The sequence below is a fragment of the Cryobacterium ruanii genome (genome assembly GCF_004404055.1).
Lineage (GTDB): Bacteria > Actinomycetota > Actinomycetes > Actinomycetales > Microbacteriaceae > Cryobacterium > Cryobacterium ruanii.
Genome location: NZ_SOHK01000005.1, coordinates 94,903 through 112,153 on the forward strand (window position 1 = coordinate 94,903; position 17,251 = coordinate 112,153).

At 66.0% G+C, this 17,251-nt stretch carries 14 protein-coding genes and 1 tRNA gene; 11 read left to right on the forward strand and 4 right to left on the reverse strand.

All coding sequences use genetic code 11. The annotated features are described in order from the left end of the window. The first annotated feature begins 223 nt into the window (after positions 1-223). The 3 genes from E3T47_RS01930 to mfd are packed head-to-tail and all read left to right on the forward strand — an operon-like array spanning position 224 to position 5,154. A complete protein-coding gene (locus E3T47_RS01930; protein ID WP_134553966.1) occupies positions 224-835 on the forward strand; it encodes a 50S ribosomal protein L25/general stress protein Ctc in 612 nt (203 codons plus the stop codon). Between the two features lie 59 nt (positions 836-894). Beyond that, positions 895-1,479, forward strand: a complete 585-nt coding sequence (gene pth / locus E3T47_RS01935) for an aminoacyl-tRNA hydrolase (RefSeq protein ID WP_134553967.1) — start codon at positions 895-897, stop codon at positions 1,477-1,479. Between the two features lie 42 nt (positions 1,480-1,521). Continuing rightward, the gene (gene mfd, locus E3T47_RS01940; RefSeq protein WP_134553968.1) at positions 1,522-5,154 is read left to right on the forward strand and encodes a transcription-repair coupling factor; all 3,633 of its coding nucleotides are present in this window, start codon (positions 1,522-1,524) and stop codon (positions 5,152-5,154) included. 34 nt (positions 5,155-5,188) lie between these two features. Here mfd and nhaA read toward each other — a convergent pair whose 3' ends face one another. Further along, the gene (gene nhaA / locus E3T47_RS01945; protein ID WP_134553969.1) at positions 5,189-6,544 is read right to left on the reverse strand and encodes a Na+/H+ antiporter NhaA; all 1,356 of its coding nucleotides are present in this window, start codon (positions 6,542-6,544) and stop codon (positions 5,189-5,191) included. A 155-nt stretch (positions 6,545-6,699) separates the two neighbouring features. Between nhaA and E3T47_RS01950 the strand changes: the two genes are divergently transcribed. Next, positions 6,700-7,563 carry a nucleoside triphosphate pyrophosphohydrolase gene (locus E3T47_RS01950; protein ID WP_134553970.1) on the forward strand — a complete coding sequence of 288 codons (864 nt, stop codon included), beginning with the start codon at positions 6,700-6,702 and terminating at the stop codon, positions 7,561-7,563. Positions 7,564-7,594: 31 nt separating this feature from the next. Here the strand turns inward: E3T47_RS01950 and E3T47_RS01955 are convergent, their stop codons facing one another. Both E3T47_RS01955 and E3T47_RS01960 read right to left on the reverse strand, forming a co-directional pair. Then, the gene (locus E3T47_RS01955; protein ID WP_241981855.1) at positions 7,595-8,683 is read right to left on the reverse strand and encodes an ABC transporter permease; all 1,089 of its coding nucleotides are present in this window, start codon (positions 8,681-8,683) and stop codon (positions 7,595-7,597) included. Further along, positions 8,680-9,675, reverse strand: a complete 996-nt coding sequence (locus E3T47_RS01960; RefSeq protein ID WP_174844626.1) for an ABC transporter ATP-binding protein — start codon at positions 9,673-9,675, stop codon at positions 8,680-8,682. Before E3T47_RS01960 ends, E3T47_RS01955 begins: the two co-directional genes overlap by 4 nt. 129 nt (positions 9,676-9,804) lie before the next feature. Here E3T47_RS01960 and hisS point away from each other — a divergent pair, with 129 nt between their 5' ends. The 7 genes from hisS to E3T47_RS01995 all read left to right on the forward strand — a co-directional run bounded on the left by hisS (position 9,805) and on the right by E3T47_RS01995 (position 16,646). Continuing rightward, on the forward strand, positions 9,805-11,058 hold the full coding sequence (gene hisS / locus E3T47_RS01965) for a histidine--tRNA ligase (protein WP_134553971.1): 1,254 nt from the start codon (positions 9,805-9,807) through the stop codon (positions 11,056-11,058). Between the two features lie 130 nt (positions 11,059-11,188). Beyond that, positions 11,189-12,469, forward strand: a complete 1,281-nt coding sequence (eno, locus tag E3T47_RS01970) for a phosphopyruvate hydratase (RefSeq protein ID WP_134553972.1) — start codon at positions 11,189-11,191, stop codon at positions 12,467-12,469. 104 nt (positions 12,470-12,573) lie between these two features. Then, positions 12,574-13,113 (forward strand): FtsB family cell division protein, encoded by a 540-nt coding sequence (locus E3T47_RS01975; protein ID WP_134553973.1) that lies wholly within the window; start codon positions 12,574-12,576, stop codon positions 13,111-13,113. Next, positions 13,110-13,658, forward strand: coding sequence for a DUF501 domain-containing protein (locus tag E3T47_RS01980; protein WP_134553974.1), 549 nt, complete (start codon positions 13,110-13,112; stop codon positions 13,656-13,658). Before E3T47_RS01975 ends, E3T47_RS01980 begins: the two co-directional genes overlap by 4 nt. Further along, entirely contained in the window at positions 13,655-14,971 is a 1,317-nt protein-coding gene (locus tag E3T47_RS01985; protein WP_338419364.1) for a S8 family serine peptidase, read from the forward strand. Before E3T47_RS01980 ends, E3T47_RS01985 begins: the two co-directional genes overlap by 4 nt. A 22-nt stretch (positions 14,972-14,993) precedes the next feature. Beyond that, positions 14,994-16,499, forward strand: coding sequence for an NAD(P)/FAD-dependent oxidoreductase (locus tag E3T47_RS01990; RefSeq protein ID WP_134553975.1), 1,506 nt, complete (start codon positions 14,994-14,996; stop codon positions 16,497-16,499). 73 nt (positions 16,500-16,572) lie between these two features. Further along, positions 16,573-16,646 (forward strand) — tRNA-Leu (locus E3T47_RS01995). 164 nt (positions 16,647-16,810) lie between these two features. Here E3T47_RS01995 and E3T47_RS02000 read toward each other — a convergent pair. After that, positions 16,811-17,251 carry a site-specific integrase gene (locus E3T47_RS02000; protein WP_134553976.1) on the reverse strand — a complete coding sequence of 147 codons (441 nt, stop codon included), beginning with the start codon at positions 17,249-17,251 and terminating at the stop codon, positions 16,811-16,813.

Here is a 17,251-nt window from a genome sequence, read left to right on the forward strand (position 1 = left end):
GGCTGCACGTGCGGCTCGAACTGTGTAAGCTTGCCAACGTACTTCGGCGAGGGATAGTGCCGGGCCAGACTATCGGACCGGCGGTATCCGTTATCGACGCGGCGGACGAGGCCTTGGGCTTTTCCTCACGCTGACATGCGTTCGAGTTGAATCAGTACCCCTCTTTCTCGGGCTTCGGCCCGCGAACCACGACCCGGGCCCACGCCCCGCAAGGAGAAATACCATGGCTAAAGAAGTTACCGCCGTCGACGCTGAATTGCGCGAAAGCTTTGGCAAGGGCGCGGCCCGCAAGCTGCGCGTGCTCGGCAAGATCCCCGCCGTCATCTACGGCCACGGCACCGAGCCGGTGCACGTATCGCTGCCCGCCCACCGCATCGCGCTGTTGCTGCGTCGCGCCAACATGCTCCTCGAGCTCGACATCGAGGGCACCAAGCAGCTCGTGCTGGTCAAGGACGTGCAGAAGGACCCGGTGAAGGCCATCATCGAGCACATCGACCTCGTCGTCGTGCGTAAGGGCGAAAAAGTTCAGGTTGAAGTTCAGGTGCACATGTCGGGCGAGTCCTTCGCCGGCACGATCGCCGACTTCGACACCAAGACCCTGCTGCTCGAGGTCGAAGCGACCGACATCCCCGAGAACGTCACCGTGTCGATCGAAGGCCTCGAAGATGGCGCCCAGGTTCACGCCAAAGATGTTCCGCTGCCCTCCGGCGCCGTGCTCATCTCCGACGAAGACGCCCTCGTCGTCTACATCCACACCCCGCGCGGCGAAGATGAAGAAGAGGCCGAGACCGAGGTCATCACGGCTGGAACCCCGGCCGCCACGCCCGCCGCTTAGTAGCAGCACTCATCAACTGGTTCCGTCTGGGCTTTCACCCCCGCAAACGGAGAACTCCCCTGGATACGAACCTGTGGCTCGTAGTCGGGCTCGGCAACCCCGGGCCCGACTACGCCGGCAACCGGCACAACGTCGGTCAGATGGTCGCGGCGCAGCTCGCGGACCGTCTGGCCGCAAACTTCAAGCGTCACAAAACCGCAGCCCTGGTCGCCGAAGGGCGGCTGGCGCCCGGGCAACCCAAACTGGTGCTGGCCAAGCCCACCACGTTCATGAACGTCTCCGGCGGCCCGGTCGCCGCACTGCTGCGCTTCTACTCGCTGCCCGTGTCACGGCTCATCGTTGTGCACGATGACCTGGACCTGCCCTTCGATACCCTCAAGATCAAGGTCGCCGGCGGTCACGGCGGGCACAACGGTCTGCGCGACATTATCGCCGCCACCGGCAGCAATGACTTCATCCGCATTCGCCTGGGCATCGGTCGCCCGCCCGGCCGCCAGAATGCGGCCGACTTCGTGCTGCACGACTTTGCGGCCGCGGAGCGCAACGTTCTGCCCAACCTGATAGCGGATGCCTCCGATGCGATCGAGCTGATCGCCACCGACGGCGTTGTGGCGGCCCAGCAGAAGTTTCACTCACCGTCCTGACGCCAGTTCGGCGCTGTCAGTGCCAGTGCGTAGACTCATTGAGTGATCCTTCAGGGCTTAATCGCAGCGCTCGCGCGCGCCTCCACGTTCGACAATGCCCTCGCCTATGCCAGCCGGGATGCTGATTTCTCGCTGACAGAGGGCCTGCGTGCCCCGCTTCTCGCCGCGCTGCTCGACCTGCGCCGGGACGATGCCCAGGCGCTGTTCGTCATCACCGCGACCGGGCGGGAGTCGGAGGCGCTGCGCGAGAATCTCGGCTGCTTCGCCACGAACGCCGAAATCATCGACTTTCCGGCTTGGGAAACCCTGCCGCACGAACGCCTCAGTCCGAGTGCTGAGATCGTCGGTAACCGCCTGCACGCCCTGCGCCGCATGCGTGAATGGCAGGAGGCGGACCCGGCCACGCGGCATCCGCTTATCGTCGTCGCCTCGGTGCGCGCCGCGCTGCAGCCGGTCGCCGACAACCTCACCGACTACGAACCGATCGAACTCACCGTCGGCGCGCGCGGCCACGACCTCGCGGCGATCGTGCTGCAGCTCGTCAACGTTGCCTACAACCGCGTGGACATGGTCACCCGGCGCGGCGAGTTCGCCGTGCGCGGCGGAATCCTCGACGTGTTTCCGCCGGTCGCCTCGCATCCGTTCCGGGTGGAGTTCTTCGGTGACGAGGTCGAGCAGATTCGCCTTTTCAGCGTCGCCGACCAGCGTTCCCTCCCCGAACCGATTACCTCGGTAAGCCTGCCGCCGAGCCGCGAATTGCTGCTGAGTCCTGCAGTGCGGCAGCGCGCCCGGGAGATGCAGCACGAATTTCCGACCCTGGCCGGCCTGCTCGCCAAGATCGCCGAGGGCATCCCGGTGGAGGGCATGGAGAGCCTCGCGCCGGCCTTGGTCGACCGGCTCGTGCCGGTCACCCACTACCTGCCGAGCAACGCCGCCGTCGCTGTGATCTCCCCGGAGCGGGTCGCGAGCCGCGCGATCAGCCTCGCCGAAACCAACCGGGAGTTTCTCGGCGCAGCCTGGAGCGCCGCCACCTCCGGCGCCGACGCGCCGATCGACCTTGAATCCGGCGATTTTCTCACGCTGGGGCGCCTCCGCGACAGCGTGAAGTACTCGGCACCCGGAGCGCCGGCCTCCGGCCACAGCTGGTGGACCCTGAGCACGTTCCAGGCAGCACCGACCGATGCGCCGGTACTGCCCGAACACCGTGAGATGGACGAACTTCTGACCATTCGCATCGAAGCGGATGCCGTTCCCACTTTCGCCGGCAGCGTCGACGGCGCTGTGGGTCACGTCGCCTCCCGGCTGCATGACGGCTGGGTCGTCGGCATCGTCGCCCAGGGCGCCGGCCTGGTCGAGCGGGCCGCGCAGGTGCTCGCCGAGCGCGAGCTGCCGGCGCGGGTGGTAGACGTCTGGCCGCTCAAGCCGGAACCGGGTATCGCCTACCTGCTGAAGGCATCCGTCGATCACGGTTTCGAGCTGCCGCAGAGCAAACTCGCCCTGATCAGCGAGAGCGAGTTCTACGGCCGAACAGTTGGGTACTCCGCACGCCAGATCAAGAAACTCGCGAGCCGCCGCAAGAACGTCGTCGACCCGTTGCAGCTCGTCGCCGGCGACCATGTCGTGCACCAGACGCACGGCATCGGCCGTTTTCTCGAACTCACCCAGCGGGAGGTGTCGAGCGGGGGCCGTAACCCGGTCAAGACCACCCGCGAATACCTCGTGCTGGAATACGCACCGCTGAAGCGCGGGCACGCCGGCGACCGGCTTTATGTGCCAACCGACCAGCTCGACCTTGTCACCCGGTATGTCGGTGGTGAAGCGCCGGCCCTGAGCAAAATGGGAGGTAGTGACTGGTCGAGCGCTAAGACCAAGGCGCGCAAGGCGGTACGCGACATCGCCGTGGAACTGGTCAAACTGTATTCGGCGCGCATGGCCAGCAAGGGGCACGCCTTCGGGCCGGACACCCCCTGGCAGCGCGAGCTCGAAGAGGCCTTCCCGTTTGTCGAGACGCCCGACCAGCTCACGACGATCGACGAGGTCAAGGCCGACATGGAACGGCCCATTCCGATGGACCGGCTGCTCAGTGGCGACGTCGGCTTCGGCAAGACCGAGGTCGCCATTCGCGCCGCGTTCAAGGCGGTGCAGGACGGCAAACAGGTGGCCATGCTTGTGCCGACCACGCTGCTGGTCAGCCAGCACATGGAAACGTTCAAGGAACGCTTCGCAGGGTTTCCCATTCACTTGCGCGCCCTGTCGCGGTTCCAGACCGACAAGGAGTCGCGGGAGACTATCGCCGGTATGCTCGACGGCACCGTCGACGTCGTCATCGGCACGCACCGGCTGTTGTCGACGTCAATTATCTTCAAAGACCTCGGCCTTGTCATTATCGATGAGGAGCAGCGCTTCGGCGTCGAGCACAAAGACGCCCTGAAGAAGCTCAAGACCAACGTGGACATTCTCGCAATGAGCGCGACACCCATCCCACGGTCGCTCGAGATGGCTGTCACCGGCATCCGCGAGATGTCGACCCTGGCCACCCCGCCGGAAGACCGGCACCCTATCTTGACTTTTGTGGGACCGTACTCGCAGCGGCAGGTGGCTGCGGCCATCCGTCGGGAGCTGCTGCGTGAGGGCCAGATCTTCTTCGTGCACAACCGGGTCACGAGCATCAACCGCATCGCGTCGCAGCTCGCCGAACTCGTGCCGGAAGCGCGCATCGCGATCGCGCATGGGCAGCTGCCCGAGGCGCAGCTCGAGCAGGTGGTCGGTGATTTCTGGGAGCGCAAGTTCGACATCCTGGTCTGCACGACGATCATCGAAACCGGCCTCGACATCAACAACGCCAATACCATCATCATCGACCGTGCCGACAAGTTCGGCCTGAGCCAGCTGCACCAGTTGCGCGGCCGGGTTGGGCGCGGGCGCGAGCGCGCCTACGCCTACTTTTTGTACGACGAAAACAAGCCGCTGTCGGAGACCGCGCACGACCGGCTTGCCACGATCGCGGCGAACAACGAGCTCGGTGCCGGCATGCAGGTCGCGCTCAAAGACCTGGAGATTCGTGGCGCCGGCAACCTGCTCGGCGGCGAGCAGGCCGGCCACATCGCGGGGGTCGGCTTCGATCTGTACCTGCGCATGATCGGCGAGGCCGTGAGTACCTTCCGCGGCGATGTCGCCGAGGGGCAGACCGAACTGCGGCTCGAATTGCCCGTCGACGCGCACATTCCGCACGATTTCGTCGACAGTGAACGGCTGCGCCTCGAGGCGTACCAGAAGCTTTCCAGCGCGAGCTCGCCCACCGCGACCGACGACCAAATCGACCTCGTACTCGAGGAGCTCACCGACCGCTACGGCGAACCGCCCGTGCCGGTGCAGAACCTCGTGGCCGTATCGCGGCTGCGCTGGCAGGCCCAACAGGCGAACCTCAGCGAGGTCGTCGCCATGGGGTCGAACTTGCGTGTCGCGCCGGCCGACCTGGCCGACTCGATCCAGGTGCGGCTGCAGCGGATGTATCCCGGCTCGCGTTACGTGTCCTCGACCGGGGCGCTCAGCGTGCCGATGCCTCGGCCGAACGGCGAGCCGCTCGACGACAACGCCCTGATCGAGTGGACCAAGACCCTACTGGGCGCGATCTTCCCTCCCGCCGTGCCGAGCGTGCTCCCGGCTGGCAGCTAGAACGCACGTCGCCCTCTGCTCATCTAGCGGATGCTTAGCCTTTCGATGCTTCCGGCCGGTAGACATCCGGGATGCCGTCGTTGTCGCTGTCGATGGCTTCCGCCTCGGCAATGCGACCGTAGTGGCGATTGCGGGCCCGCAGGATCACCGTGGCCAAAAGGGCGGCGAGGAGCGAACCGACCAGGATGGCTACCTTGGCATGGTCGTCGTGCGCGCTGCCCTGGCCGAAGGCAAGTTCGCTGATCAGCAGTGACACGGTGAAACCGACGCCAGCCAGCAGCGCGACACCAAACACGTCGATCCAGGCCAGGTCGGGGTCGAGCGCTGCCTTGGTGGTTTTGGTCACGACGAAGGTTGCGAGCAATACTCCGATCGGCTTGCCGATGACGAGGGCGACGACAATGCCGATCGCGACCGGGTCGGTAAGTGCCCGATGCAGTCCCTCTGCGCCGCCGAGGGTGACGCCGGCCGAGAAGAAGGCGAACACCGGAATCGCGAATCCGCTGGAGAGTGGGCGAATGCGATGTTCCAGGGTTTCGGCCAGGCCGGGCCCGGCGTCGGGCCCGCCGCCGCGCTTGCTGCGGAGCACCGGCACGGCAAAGCCGAGGAGCACGCCGGCTACGGTCGCATGAACTCCGGAACCGTGCACGAGCGCCCAGACAACGAAGCCGAGAGGCAGCAGCACCGTCCACGCTGCCCAAGCCCGCGTACCGAAGAAGTAGGAGAATTTGTGGGTCAACAGCCAGAACATCGCGAGCAGGACGAGGGCCAACAAAAGCGGCAGCACGGCGATATTGGTCGTATAGAAGAAGGCGATGATCGTGATGGCGAGCAAATCATCGACTACCGCGAGGGTGAGCAGAAAAATGCGCAGCGCCGACGGAAGTTTTGACCCGATGACGGCGAGAACGGCGACGGCGAACGCGATGTCGGTCGCTGTGGGAATTGCCCAGCCGCGCAGAGTGTCGGCGCCGGAGTCGAAGTTGATCAGTACGTAGATGAGGGCGGGGACGATCACGCCCCCGATCGCGGCGGCGACGGGCACGATGGCACGGTTCAGGCTGCGAAGGTCGCCAGCAACGAACTCGCGTTTTAGCTCGAGACCAGCCAGAAAGAAGAAAATCGCCAGGAGGCCGTCAGCCGCCCACGCGCCGAGGCTCAGTTCGAGGTGCCACGGCTCGTAGCCGATCGTGAAGTCACGCAGTGCATAATATGCCTCCGAAAATCCCGAGTTGGCCATGATCAGTGCGGCCACGGTCGCAGCGAGCAAAATCGCGCCGCCGACGGTCTCCTTGCGGAGAATGGCAGATATGCGCACAAATTCGTTGTGGCTGCCACGACGCAGAATGGTGGCGGTCGGGGGGTTGGGCAGGCGGGATGGTTCGGTCATAGAGTTCCTCTGGTCTTTCGGGCGCGCATAAGTCGTTGCCGACCAGACTTCCCGGCTCACCCCCGGCCACAATACACGACGCACGTGAGCGACCCGTGGACGGTGCGCCACCCTACGATGGAAACGACCACGGAACCGATCGAGGAGTGCCGACCATGACGAATCCACTGTTTTCCTCTGCCCCCGCGCCGGAGCCCGACCGTTCCCTCGCGGCTTCGGAGGCCCCGGCGGTCGCCACGGAGCGGGCATCCGATCGCGCCCCGGCAGCGGAAGTCCCGGCGGTCGCCACGGAGCGGCCATCCGATCGCGCCCCGGCAGCGGGGCGGTCGGCAAGCTCCCTCGACACCCTCATCGCAACGGTTGCGCGGCTGCGCGCGCCCGGCGGATGCCCGTGGGACGCCGACCAGAACCACGCCTCACTTGTGCGCCACCTGGTCGAGGAAACCCACGAACTGATCGAGGCGATCGAAGAGGGCAGCCGCGATGACCTGCTCGAGGAACTCGGCGATGTGCTCTACCAGGTGCTGTTCCACGCGGATCTGGCCGCGCACACGCCCGAGGAGAACTTCGACATCCAGGATGTCGCCGCTCGCCTCACCGAGAAAATGGTCGGTCGACACCCGCACGTGTTCGGCGACGTCACCCTCGACACGGCGGAGGAGGTCTCGGCCGCCTGGGATGGTTTCAAGGCCGAGGAGAAGCCGGGGCGCACGAGTGTTCTCGACGGCATTCCAGCTGGTATGCCGGCCCTCGCCCTCGCCGATAAGGTGTTGGGTCGGGCCGAGAAGATCGGCTTGATCGAAACGGATGCCGGCTTCCCTCTTCCGATCGAATCCGAAGCCGACCTCGGACCGTTGCTGCTGGCCATCGTGGCATCGGCCCGAGCGCAGGGCCTCGATGCCGAGCGTGCCCTGCGCGGCGCCGTGCGCGACCTGCAGGGGGAGATTCGCGGAGCCGAGTCCCGTGAGGCCCCCGATGACGATGCCTTCGACGCCGGAGTGATCGCCCTCCCCGCCTGACCTCTTTGAACCACCGCCAACTGGTGGCGCTTTAGGCTATTCGACTTCCGGCGGCGAGGTGTCGGGCGGGGGTTCGGGTGCGGCGCCAGGCCCAAGTCAGGGCTCCAGTGCCGAGCAGCAAGTGAATGACCAGGCCGATGAACCAGCTCGGTACCGCGCCGTCGTAGGTTTCCTGGGGTGTCGGGCCGTCCGCGAATTCCTGGTCGCGGTACCCCTTCGCGGCCTCATCGCATTCGTTGTATTCGGTGTACAACTCCGGGGCTGCCTGGGCGCTGCGCACGCCGACGGCGATTTGCCCGAACAGGTCGGTCGGGTAGCCGCCGTCGTCGAAGCTGCCGGGTGCGGCATCCGCTACGACCACGTAGGGATTCGCGGCGAGGACCCACCAGAAATAGTCGAATCGCGGCACGTCGTGGGTCGAGGTCTGTGCCGTGGAGCAGACGATGTCCGACTGTTTACCGGTCTGCTCATCGTAGGCCGATGACACGACCTGGTAGTTCACGCTCGTCGCCTCCTGCTGGGTCGCCGTGCCGAGCAGCGCGAACGCGATGAGCGTGCCGAGGCTGAGGGCCGCGACCACGAGGTAGGTCAGCACGATCGAGAACAGTGGCCGGGTCAGGATGCCCGACAGCCCGACCCCGACCGCCGCGATGACACCGAGTTCGGCCGCGAGTACGAGCACCGACACCGCGATGGTGCCGAGCGAGACCTGGCCGAGCACGACCGCGAAAATGAGGAACGGCAACGCCGCCGCGAGAAAGGCGAGCGCCGTGATCCAGGCTGCCAGAAACTTTCCGAGTACGAGCTGCCCGGTGCTGATGAGCGTGACCTGCGTGGTGGCGAGGGTACCGGCATCGCGGTCGCCGTTGATGGCGTTCCCCGACAGGGCCGGCGACACCAGGGTGCCGAGCAACAGTACGAAAAAAATGATCGTCGAGAACACGCCGCCGCCGCCCGACAGCCAGGCCGCGGTGGCCAGCCACAGGAGGAACGTGACGATACCCACGAGCAGCATGAATACGCCGAGCAGCACGTACCAGGACACGCCGCGTACCCGCTGGCGCAGTTCGAGGGTGACGATCAACCAGAGTCCGCTGAGGAACACGCGTGAGTCGGTCATTTCGTTGCCTCCGCATCGGGGCCGGTCGACCGGGTGAGGTCGAGAAAAGTGTGTTCGAGCTTGCCGACGGCCGGGCCGAAGTCGCACACCGGAACCCCGCTCAGCACGAGATTGTGCAGCAGGGCAGCGGCGGAGGCTTCGTTCTCGACCTGCACGAGGGTTCCGAGCTGGTCGACTCCGAGAACCTGCACGAGCGCGCCGACGACACCGGGCGCCGCCAGCGCACGCTGCAGTGCTGCCGTATCAAGAGAGCGGATGCGCCACGCCCGGGCACTCGCGCCCGCCGCGGCCACCTGCTCCGGGCTGGCCGTGCGGCCGGCTGCGAGGTACACCGCGGCATCTGCCATTTCGTCAAGCTCGGCCAGCACGTGACTGGATACCAGGATGGCGGCGCCGTCGCCGGCCAGGCGGCGCAGCAAGTGACGAAGCGAGGCGCGAGCTGCGGGGTCGAGGCCGGAAGCCGGTTCGTCGAGCAACAGCACCCCGGGGGAGTGCACGAGCGCGCGGGCGAGGCTCAAACGTTGTTTCTGACCGCGCGACAACACTCTCGACGGCCGGTCGGCGAAGTCTCCGAGGTCGGTCAGCGCGATGAGTTCGTCGGCGCGCACGGCGGCCTGCTCGCGGGTCATGCGGTACATGCGTCCGGTGGTCTGCAGGGCCGCGCGGGCGCTCAGGCTCGGCCAGGAGCCGAGGGTGTCGGGCATCCAGCCCATGACGGCGCGCACCCGTTCCGGCTCGGTGACCGGGTCATGACCATTGATGCGGATGGTACCCGTGACGGGGGTGAGCAGCGTCGCGAGCATGAGCAGCAGCGTCGTCTTACCCGAGCCGTTCGGCCCGATCAGGGCCGTGACCGACCCGGCCGGAACGGTCAGTGTCGCGTCGATCAGCGCGACGACACTGCCGAACGATCGGCTGACCCCGGTCACCGCGATGCCGCTCGGCCCGATTCCCGGCCCCACGGCCGCGTCGAATTCTGTCGTCACCGACATACTCATACCCCCAACGTGTTTCCCCGAGTCTAGGGCGCACCCTCCTCGGGGAGCTGTCGGTGCGCCGCCCCCACCGCACCTGAGAGACCACGGCACCTGAGAGACCACCGCACCTGCGAGACTGGCCCCATGGCTATTGCAGTGACCCCGCCGCGCGGCATGCGCGATTTCCTCCCCGCCGACAAGGCCATACGCGAACGTTCCCTCGGTATCATTCGCGAGAGTTTTCGGGCGCACGGCTTCGACGAGATCGAAACCCCGGTCATGGAAGATTCGGCCCGCCTGCACTCCGGACTCGGCGGCGACAACGAGAAACTTGCCTTCGCGGTACTCAAGCGAGGACTCAGTGCAGCGGATATCGCGGTGGCGGCCGCGCACGACGACCTGCTGTCCCTGGCCGACCTCGGCCTGCGGTTCGACCTGACAGTTCCGCTCGCCCGGTTCTACGCCACGCACCGCGCCGCGCTGCCGACCGTGTTCCGATCCATTCAAATTGCGCCGGTCTGGCGAGCCGAACGCCCGCAGAAGGGGCGGTACCGCCAGTTCATGCAGTGCGACATCGACATCATCGGCGAGGCCGGCGCGCTCGCCGAGATCGAACTGATCACCGCAACGGCCGCGACCCTCGATCAGCTCGGCCTCACGGGCTGCTCCATCCGCATCAACGACCGCCGTATCCTCTCCGCTTTGCTCGCCCACTGGGGCGTCACGTCAGAACTGACCGAGCGGGCGCTGATCGTGATCGACAAGCTCGACAAGATCGGTGTTGACGGCGTCGCCACCGAACTCGGCACTCTCGGCATCGATGCCCCCGACCTGGCCGCCCTGCTCACCGAGCTCGGGACCGGCGGCTGGGCCCTCGGCGACAGCGCGCCGGCCTGGCTCGACCCGGCGGCCTTCGCCGACCTGACCGCATTGCGCGCCGCCCTGCCCGGCGTCGACCTGGTCTTCGACCCCACCCTGGTGCGCGGCATGGGCTACTACACCGGCACCATCTTCGAGATCTCGCACCCCGATCTGGCTTATTCCCTCGGCGGCGGCGGGCGTTACGACGGAATGATCGGCCGGTTCCTTGGCACCGACGTACCTGCTTGCGGATTCTCGATCGGGTTTGAACGCATCGTCGACTTGCTCGAAGCGGATGCCGCATCCGCTCTAAACGCGGTCGTGCTGGTGCACGAGAAGGACGCCGATCTGGCCGGCCTGGTCGCCCTCAAGCGCGATCTCGTCGCGGGAGGCCTGCGCGTGCGCCTGGAACGCCGCACCAAGAACCTGAAGGCCCTGCTCGATCGGGCCGGCGAAGCCGGCTACGGCCGCTTCGCGTTCGTGACGGCCGACACGCAGGCGGCCGCCGATCTCGACTTCAAACCGCTCGGAGCGTGAGGCGGCCCGGCCGATTCAACGAACGGCCGACGGCTTTGGTTAGACTGAATTCGCCCTGATTACCGGGTACACCCCTACTCTTACCCCGACGTCTGCAGAGACGTTCACCCCGACAAAACAGGAGACACTTGTGGCCCTAATTGAGGCAGTAGACGCACGCGAAATTCTCGACTCCCGAGGCAACCCGACCATTGAGGTCGAAGTTCTACTCGGCGACGGAACCGTCAGCCGTGCCGCTGTGCCGTCCGGCGCGTCTACCGGTGTGTTCGAGGCCTACGAGCTGCGCGACGGCGACAAGGCGCGCTACCAGGGCAAGGGTGTTCTGAAGGCTGTCGAAGCCGTCATCGACGACCTCGGCCCGGCGGTCGAGGACATCGACGCGACCGATCAGCGCATCGTCGACCTCGTGCTCATCGAAGCCGACGGCACAGACAACAAGGAGCGCCTCGGCGCCAACGCCATCCTCGGCGTGAGCCTGGCCGTGGCCAAGGCCGCCGCGAGCTCGGCCGGCCTGCCGCTGTTCCGCTACCTCGGCGGCCCGAATGCGCACACCCTGCCGGTGCCCCTGATGAACATCATCAACGGCGGCTCGCACGCTGACAACGATGTCGACATCCAGGAATTCATGATCGTTCCGCTCGGTGCCGAATCGTTCAGCGAGGCCCTGCGCTGGGGCGTTGAGACCTACCACTCCCTCAAGGCCCTGCTGCAGTCCAAGGGACTGTCCACCGGCCTCGGTGACGAGGGCGGCTTCGCCCCCAACCTGCCCAGCAACCGGGCCGCGCTCGACCTCATCGTCGAAGCCATCAAAAACGCCGGCTACGTTCCCGGCAAGGACATCGCTCTCGCCCTCGACGTCGCCGCGAGCGAATTCTTCAAGGACGGCAGCTACAACTTCGAGGGCAAGAAGCTCTCGGCCGCCGAGATGAGCGCCTACTACGCCGAACTCGTGACCGACTACCCGCTCGTCTCGCTTGAAGACCCGCTCGAGGAAGACGACTGGGACGGTTACGTGCACCTCACCGCCGAGCTCGGCGATAAAGTACAGATCGTCGGAGACGACCTGTTCGTCACCAACCCCGTTCGACTGGCCAAGGGCCTCGAGCTCAAGGCCGCGAATTCCATCCTGGTCAAGGTCAACCAAATCGGCACCCTGACCGAGACAATGGATGCCGTCTCCCTCGCCCAGCGCGCCGGCTATACCGCTATTATCTCGCACCGATCAGGCGAAACCGAAGACACCTTCATCGCCGACCTCGCCGTCGCGACGGATGCCGGCCAGATCAAGACCGGCGCCCCGGCACGCAGTGAGCGCGTCGCCAAATACAACCAGCTGCTGCGCATCGAAGAAGAACTCGGCGAGGCCGCGGTCTACGCCGGCCGTACCGCGTTCCCCCGCTTCAGCGCGTAACCCTCGCACCACCAGCACGAACGGGCTCCCGACCAGCGATCTTTCGGTTTTCGGGGGCCCACAGCTACACTGCGTACCATTTTTGAATGGTGAAAGGAGTTGCCATGGACCACAAACGACCCGGTTCCGCCCCACGGAAATCCCCCCCGCCATCGTCGGCCCAGCGGCAGCCGGCCGTCTCACAAGCCGAGACGCCCACCGGCGGGTGGCTGCGCAGCATCCGCTTCTCAGGATTTTCCCTCGTGATGATGGTCGTTCTCGTACTTGCCGTCGTGGTACTCGCGCCCAGCCTGCGCACGTACGCCGAGCAGCGGCAGCAGATCAGCCAGCTCAGCACCACCGTCGCCGACCAGAAGGCGGAGGTCGACCAGCTCACGAGCCAGCGCGAACGCTGGAATGACCGCACCTACGTCACGACGCAGGCACGCGAACGACTCTCGTACGTGCTGCCGGGCGATATCAGTTTTCTCGTCATCAACGACCTGCCCGTCGTCGCACCGCTCGAAGCGGACGCGAGCCCGGTCAGCACCAATATTCAAAGCACCACAATTGATTGGCTGGGTTCCTTGTTCGCCTCCACCATGACCGCCGGCCTGGCTCCGCAAGCCGCAGCACCCGCGAACCCGAAAACCGTGGCCCCGTGACCCGGCCGCCGTTCGACCCGTTCACACCGGCCGACATCGAACTTGTCTCGGCTCAGCTCGGGCGCCCGGCCCGCAACGTCGTCGGCATCGCCGCCCGCTGCGTCTGCGGCGCGCCGACCGTGGTCGCCACCGCGCCTCGCCTTGCCGACGGCACCCCGTTTCCCACGCTGTACTACCTCTGCCACCCGGCGGCGACCGCAGCCATCTCCTCGCTCGAGGCCACGCAGGTCATGAACGAGTACAACGATCTGCTCGCCGCCGATGACGACGTTCGCGCTGCCTATGAGCGCGCGCACAAGAGTTTTCTGCTCGATCGCGCCCAGTTCGGCAGCGTGCCGGAGATCGCCGGCATCTCCTCCGGCGGTATGCCCGGCCGCGTGAAATGCCTGCACGCACTTGCAGCCCACTCCCTGGCCGCAGGTTCCGGCGTGAACCCGATCGGCGACTTGGCGCTCGAGCGCGCGACCTGGTCGCCCACGGTCTGCGTCTGCCTGGATTATTCCGGTGAGGCGTCCACGGACGAACCCGGGTCGGCTCCGGCGTGACTCTGACCACCCGTCGGCTCCGCACGAGCGTTGGGCTCGTGCTCGCCACCGTGCTGTTCGGCGGTACCGTCGCCGGCTCCGTCGTTCTCGACGCACCCGCCGCCCACGCTGACCAGATTCGGGACCTGCAATACTGGCTCACCGACTACGGGTTCCTCGAGGCTTGGAATACGACCAAGGGTGCCGGCGTCACCGTCGCCGTCATCGACTCGGGCGTCGACGGCACCGTTGCCGAGCTGAACGGTGCGGTGATCGGCGGAACGGATGTTTCCGGCCTCGGTTCCGCCGATGGCCAGACTCCGGTCGCCGGCGACGACGATGATGGCGAACATGGCACTCTCGTGGCGTCACTGTTGGCGGGTCGGGGCACCGGCGACGGCACGGGCCTCATCGGCGTGGCCCCTGAGGCGTCCATACTGGCCGTCTCGGTTGGGTTCGGCAGTACCCGATCCACAGTGAGCAACGATGACCAGATCGCGCAGGGCATCCGCTGGGCTGTCGACAACGGCGCCGACGTCATCAACATGTCGCTGACTCGCAACACGCTGTACTGGCCGGAGAGCTGGGACGACGCCTTTCTCTACGCCTTCGAGAACGATGTCGTCGTCGTGGCCGCGGCCGGCAACCGGGGGAGCGGCACCACCGAGGTCGGCGCGCCAGCGACGATCCCCGGCGTGCTGGCGGTCGGTGGGGTGGATCGCAATAAGACGGCGAGTTTCGACGCCTCGTCACAGGGCATCACGATTGCCGTGTCGGCGCCGAGCGAGAAACTGGTCGGCGTCATGCCCGATTCGACCTATGTGCAGTGGGACGGCACCAGTGCTGCCGCGCCGATCGTGTCCGGGCTCGTAGCCCTGGTGCGGGCCGCGTACCCCGATCTGGACGCGGCGGGCGTCATGAACCGGGTCATCGCCACCGCGAACGCGAACGGTCAGGCGGTGCCGAGCCCGATCTACGGCAATGGCTTGATCGATGCCGCCGCCGCAGTGACGCGCTATGTTGCTCCGGCGACGGATGCCACCCCCACCGAACTGCTGACGGAGTGGATCACGCTGCATCGTCGCGCCGAGATCGAGGTCGTACCCACCGAGGTGCCCGTCGCCGAAGCCCCGGCTGCCGCCCACGAAGATCCGGCGCTGCCAGCGCAGAACGCGCTCACCGCGTGGCTTCCCAACCAGCTGACCTTGACTTATATCAGCCTTCCGCTCGCCGTTCTCGTGGGGTTTGGTATCCTAGTAACGCTGTTCGGCATTGGGGCCACTCGGCACATCAAGCGAATTCGGCGCAACCCCAAAGATTTCGCACAATCATAATCCTGTAGGAGGCTTTCTCATCGTGCCCAAAATTCTCATTGTTGGTGGCGGCTACGCCGGTTTTTACACGGCGTGGAAGCTCGAGAAATGGCTGCGATCCGGCGAAGCCGAGGTCACCATTGTTGACCCGCTGCCGTACATGACGTACCAGCCCTTTCTGCCGGAGGTAGCTGCCGGGTCAATCGAACCGCGTCACGCGGTCGTGTCGCACCGTCGCCACCTCAAGAAGACCAACGTCGTCTCGGCCAAGGTCTCGTACGTAAACCACGCCGAGAAGACCGCAACCATCACCCCGCCGACCGGTGAGCCGTACGAGTTCAAGTACGACATCGTCGTGGTCACCGCCGGCGCAGTGTCGCGCACCTTCCCGATTCCGGGCGTCGCCGACCAGGCCATCGGCCTCAAGACCATCGAAGAGGCCGTCGCCATTCGCGACCGCGTGCTCACCAACTTCGACAAGGCTGCGGCCCTGCCCGCCGGCCCTGAGCGCGAGCGCCTGCTCACCTTCGTCGTGGTCGGCGGCGGCTTCGCCGGCATCGAGGTGTTCGCCGAGCTGCGCTCCTTCGCGACCTCGCTGCTCACCCTGTACCCAGAGATCAGCTTCGAAGAGACCAGCTTTCACCTGATCGAAGCCATGGGTCGCATTATGCCCGAGGTATCGCTCAAGACGAGCCTGTGGGTCATCGACAACCTGGCCGGTCGCGGTGCCCAGATTCACCTCGACACCCAGCTGACCAGCGCCGTCGACGGCAAGATCGAACTCTCCACCGGCGAGACCTTCGAGACCGACCTCATCGTCTGGACCGCCGGTGTCATGGCGAACCCGACGATCGTGCGCCACACCGACCTTCCCATCGAAGAGCGTGGTCGCCTGCAGGTTCGCGCCGACCTGCGCGTCGGAACCGAAGACGACATCATCACTGACGCCTGGAGCGCCGGTGACGTGAGCTGCGTCCCCGACCTCAGCGGCGGCGGCGTCGGCGGCAACTGCGTACCCAACGCCCAGCACGCTGTGCGCCAGGGCAAGCTGCTCGCCAAGAACCTGGTCGCGGTGCTGCGCGGCGAAGAACCCGTGCAGTACCTGCACAAGAATCTGGGCGCTGTCGCTGGACTCGGTATCGGAGTCGGCGTGTTCCAGAGCGGCAACCTCGCCATCACCGGTCTGCCGGCCTGGTTCGCCCACCGCGGTTACCACGGCCTTGCCATGCCGAGCTGGGAGCGCAAGCTGCGCGTCGTCTGGGGCTGGGTCAACAACGTGTTCCTCGGCCGCGATATCGTCTCGCTGAGCGCCACCGAGAGCCCGCGTGCCGTGTTCGAAGAGTTCGCGTCGCGTCCGAAGCCGCCGGCACCGGCCGCAGTCCCCGCGGCTCCCGCAACCAAGGCACCGTCTGCTCCGCGCGCGCCCCGTGCGCCGCGAAAGCCCGCGGTCAAGGCCGCCGCGAATGCCGCCGCTTCCGTCACTAAGGCCCCCACGGCCAAGGCCTCGGTCGCCGAAAAGGCGGCCGCTGAGGCATCCGCTTCGAAGTGAGTTCTTGGTAGGCGCTGCCGGGCGACCGTGTCGCCCGGCAGCGCGTACGCTGTAGCTGCCCGTCTTCGGGCACGCCCCCATAGCCCAATTGGCAGAGGCAGACGACTTAAAATCGTCACAGTCTGGGTTCAAGTCCCAGTGGGGGCACGACGAATATTTTCACGCTGATCTGGGTTTTAACTCGGCAACGGGTGCCTCAGGTACCCTCCATATCTACATTTTGCCCACATTTGAAATCATTCGGGCATGATCGAGGGCCACTGCAACGCTGTCCAGGTCGTCCTAGCAGAGGTCTGCATACACGTCGAGGGTCATCGCGGCCGAGGCGTGACTCGCGGGAAAGTCGGATCGACTTCCCGGACACACTTGAGGGCGACCAGCCAGCCGTCTCGAGTCGACGGCGTGCGTTGGTGGGACAGCCCGTTGCCGAACAGGATCAGGTCGGGTGTCTTATCGGCGCAGAGCGCTGCCCATCGTTCCGACAGGAACGGTGGGAACGGAACCGTGCGTGCCTCGTGCGACTTGGGTGTGCCGATGAGAATCTTGCCGCCAACCCGCATGGCGTTTTTGCGAACTGCCAGACGCCTCCGAACGAAGTTGACGTCTCGCACCCGCAATCCGGCCACCTCACCCCAGCGCAGGCCGGTGTAAGCGAGGGTCAGCACCACCGTTCCATGCGTGGCGTTACGAACACCGAGCGTGGGATGCAGGGTTATTGCTGTGCCGGCACGGAGTTGTGACATCGTTCCCAT